Here is a 3832-nt window from a genome sequence, read left to right as displayed (position 1 = left end):
ATGTAGTTGTACACGCCGGCGCCCAGTTTCTTGATCATGCCGGCCCGCATCATGAGCTGGTGGCTGACGACTTCCGCGTCGGCAGGCGCTTCCTTGAGGGTGGAAATAAAGAACTGGGAGGCTTTCATGGGCGGTTTTCGGGAATTCCGGGGTTGGAAAAAAGGATGGAAAAGAGTCGAAAAAGGAACGAAAAGGGAACGGGAAAGGGGTGCTGCAGCCCGCCGTGCGCTTGGCGCTGGGGCCTTCGCTGTGCATAATGGACTCAGTTTAAAAAATTGAGGTTTGATTATGCTTGACCGGGACGGCTTTAGGCCCAACGTCGGCATCATCTTGCTCAACCAGAGAAGTCAGGTATTTTGGGGCAAACGTATCCGTACCCACTCGTGGCAGTTTCCGCAGGGTGGCATTGACCGGGGCGAAAATCCCGAGCAGGCCATGTACCGCGAGTTGCATGAAGAAGTGGGGCTGATGCCGCAGCATGTGAATGTGCTGGCCCGAACCCGAGACTGGTTGCGCTATGAGGTGCCTGACCGGTTCATCCGCCGCGATGCGCGCGGACATTACAAAGGCCAGAAACAAATCTGGTTCCTGCTGCAACTGGTCGGCCACGACTGGGACTTGAACCTGCGCGCCACAGACCATCCGGAGTTCGATGCCTGGCGCTGGAACGACTACTGGGTGCCGCTGGACGTGGTGGTTGAGTTCAAGCGCGGCGTGTACGAAATGGCCCTGACCGAGCTGTCGCGGTTCGTTCCGCGCACGGACGCGCGTTTCGAGCAGCGCCCCGACCACCGCAACCGTTATTTGCGCGGGGGCTTGCATCAGCGTGACCACGCGGGCCAGGCCGGCGAGGRCGGTTTTCCGCCCGCTGGCGAGCCCTTTCATGCACCACTGACACGGCTGGGGGCGTCTTTTGAATTGCCGCCCGGCGCCACTTTTGAACCCGATCCGCAGACCAGCCTGGATGCGAACAGCCAACCAACCAAACCATGAATCTCAAACCCGCCCTTGTGGCCGCCGCGCTTTTGCTGGGGATCAGCTGTACATCATGGGCCGTGGCCCCGGCGGATGATCCCGAAGAGTGGAAAGAAGACAGCGTTTCGGCGCCGCCGGCCTTCGACCTCACCAAACTCGTCACGTTTGAGGTGTCGCCCAATTCCCAGCTGGTGTACGGCGTGGACCCTGCGACCATCCAGATTTCGAACAAGGACAGCGTCGTGCGCTACGTGATCGTGGCCTCGAATGCCAGCGGCGCACGCAATGTGATGTACGAAGGCATACGCTGCAGCACCGGCGAATTCAAGACCTATGCCCGCTATTCAGACGGCAAATGGACCAACGTCAGCAATCCGGAGTGGAAGTCGGTGTTCGGCAATATGCCGTCCAAGCATGCTTTCCGTTTGGCCAGGGCCGGCGCCTGCGACAGCGCGGCACCTGTGCAAACAGTGGACCTGATGGTGTCGCGGCTGAAGAACCCGAATTTCAGGACCCGGGAATAGGCGAGGGCTCGCGGCTGCGACGCCGCAGCGTGGCGCCCGGCAAACCTAGCGGCTCAATACCAGGTTGGTGCGGTGAACCATTTCGGGTTCGCCCGTGTAGCCCAGCAGTTTTTCGAACTCTGACGATGCCTTGCGGCAGATCATGCGGGCTTCGGCGCTTGAGTAATTGGCCAGGCCGCGCGCGATCTCGGCGCCTCCGGGATCCCTGATGGCGATGACATCGCCGCGTGAAAACTCCCCCTGAACGGCCGTCATGCCGATGGGCAGCAGGCTTTTTCCCTCATCGCGCACCTTGCCCACGGCGCCTGCGTCCACGGTGACTGAGCCCCGCATTTGCAGGTGATCGGCCATCCATTGCTTGCGGGCCTGCATCTTCTGGGTTTGCGCCACCAGCAGCGTGCCGATGGGCTCGCCCCGGGTGAGCCGGACCAGCGCTTGCGGCTCGCGGCCCCAGGCGATAACTGTCGATGCGCCTGAGCCCGCGGCGCGTTTGGCGGCCAGGATCTTGGTGATCATGCCGCCCTTGCCAATGCTGGAACCYGCGCCTCCCGCCATGGTCTCCAGCGCTGCGTCGCCGGCCTTGGCCTCATGCACAAACTGTGCGGCCGGGTCCTTGCGCGGATCGGCGGTGTAGAGGCCGCGCTGGTCTGTGAGGATGACCAGCGCGTCGGCTTCCACCAGGTTGGCGACCAGTGCGCCCAGTGTGTCGTTGTCGCCAAACTTGATCTCGTCATTGACGACGGTGTCGTTTTCGTTGATGACGGGTACTACGCCAAGCTGCAACAGCGCCAGCAGGGTGGAGCGCGCATTGAGGTAGCGTTCGCGGTCAGCCAGGTCGGCGTGCGTCAGCAGGACCTGGGCGCTGCCGATGCCGTTTTCGCGCAGCTTGGTTTCATAAACCTGTACCAGACCCATCTGGCCCACGGCGGCGGCTGCCTGCAGCTCATGGATGGCCTTGGGCCGCGTTGCCCAGCCCAGGCGTTTCATGCCCTCGGCAATGGCGCCGCTGCTGACCATGATGACCTCCCGGCCGTCCTTCACGAGGGCTGCCAGCTGCTCGCACCACTGGCCGATGGCCACGGAATCCAGCCCGCGCCCTTCGTTGGTGACCAGGCTGGAGCCCACCTTCACCACGATGCGTTTGGCGTTGCGCAGGACCAAGGAGCCGGTTTGTTCTTGCATTTAAGTGTATTTTAGGGCTCTAGCCCAATCAGGGCGGGCGCAAGCAGCTATCGTTTATATAGCAAATGCCGGCGGCGTTTGCCCGAAAATCAGCGGGGAAAGGCCGTTACGGGGATTCCGGCGGCAGTTCGGCAAATCGCGGATCAACCTCTTCCACCGGCTGCTCGCTTTTCTGGACGCTCTTCACATGCTGGTAAATGGTTTTGACCAGCTGCTCGCAACCCTCGCGCGTCAAGGCCGAGATTTCGAAGACGGGGCCCTTGAACTTGAAGCGTTTGACGAAGTCCTTCACGAGCGCGGCACGTTTGTCCTTGTCCACCATGTCGAGCTTGTTGAGGACGAGCCAGCGTGGTTTGTCGTAAAGGGCTTCGTCGTATTTCTTGAGTTCGCCCACAATCGCCTTGGCTTGCGCCACCGGGTCCACGCCTTCATCGAAAGGCGCCATGTCGACAATATGCAACAGCAGGCGGGTGCGCTGCAGATGCCGGAGGAACAGGTGGCCCAGGCCGGCGCCTTCCGAAGCACCCTCGATCAGGCCGGGAAGATCTGCCACCACGAAGCTTTGTTCCGGGCCCACGCGTACCACGCCGAGGTTGGGATGCAGGGTGGTGAAAGGGTAGTCTGCAATGCGCGGGCGCGCGTTCGACACGGCCGAAATGAAGGTGGACTTGCCGGCATTGGGCATGCCCAGCAAGCCGACGTCGGCCAGTACCTTGAGTTCGAGCTTGAGGCTTTTTCGCTCGCCGGGCCAGCCGGGTGTCTTGCTGCGTGGCGCGCGGTTGGTCGAGCTTTTGAAGCGCAGGTTGCCGAAGCCGCCGTCGCCGCCCTTGGCGATCAGCACCTGTTCACCGGGAACCAGCAATTCGTAAAGTACTTCCCCGGTTTCGCCGTCGGTCAGGATGGTTCCTACCGGCATCTTCAGGATGATGTCGTCGCCCTTGGCGCCGAACATGTCSGAACCCATGCCRTGCTGGCCGTTRCGGGCMTCGTGGCGRCGYGAAAASCGGAARTCCACCAGCGTGTTCAGGTTGATGTCSGCSACCGCGTACACATGACCGCCGCGTCCGCCGTCGCCACCGTTTGGGCCGCCGAACTCCTTGTACTTTTCGTGGCTGAAGGAGACGCAGCCACTCCCGCCATCGACTGCGGCA

At 61.9% G+C, this 3832-nt stretch carries 4 protein-coding genes and 1 pseudogene; 2 read left to right on the top strand and 3 right to left on the bottom strand.

Translation table 11 applies throughout. The annotated features are described in order from the left end of the window. Window positions 1-317: pseudogene (locus AC1D1P_RS17165) on the bottom strand (hypothetical protein); the annotation flags it as partial. Between AC1D1P_RS17165 and AC1D1P_RS17160 the strand changes: the two are divergent. Together AC1D1P_RS17160 and AC1D1P_RS17155 are read left to right on the top strand one after the other, a co-directional pair. Continuing rightward, window positions 289-993, top strand: a complete 705-nt coding sequence (locus AC1D1P_RS17160; RefSeq protein WP_477673802.1) for an RNA pyrophosphohydrolase — start codon at window positions 289-291, stop codon at window positions 991-993. The pseudogene AC1D1P_RS17165 and the gene AC1D1P_RS17160 sit on opposite strands and share 29 nt — an antisense overlap. Next, a complete protein-coding gene (locus AC1D1P_RS17155; protein ID WP_477673801.1) occupies window positions 990-1499 on the top strand; it encodes a CNP1-like family protein in 510 nt (169 codons plus the stop codon). Before AC1D1P_RS17160 ends, AC1D1P_RS17155 begins: the two co-directional genes overlap by 4 nt. 45 nt (window positions 1500-1544) lie before the next feature. Here AC1D1P_RS17155 and proB read toward each other — a convergent pair whose 3' ends face one another. Next, complete coding sequence (gene proB, locus AC1D1P_RS17150) at window positions 1545-2681, bottom strand: glutamate 5-kinase (protein WP_477669838.1); 1137 nt, start codon at window positions 2679-2681, stop codon at window positions 1545-1547. Between the two features lie 106 nt (window positions 2682-2787). After that, window positions 2788-3832: Obg family GTPase CgtA (cgtA, locus tag AC1D1P_RS17145; RefSeq protein ID WP_477673800.1), on the bottom strand; the 1045-nt coding region annotated here is incomplete at its 5' end.

This window comes from Polaromonas sp. P1_E1_2 (assembly GCF_056406035.1).
The sequence above is the reverse complement of the archived record's forward strand: the minus strand, read 5'-3'. Positions and strand labels throughout refer to the sequence as shown.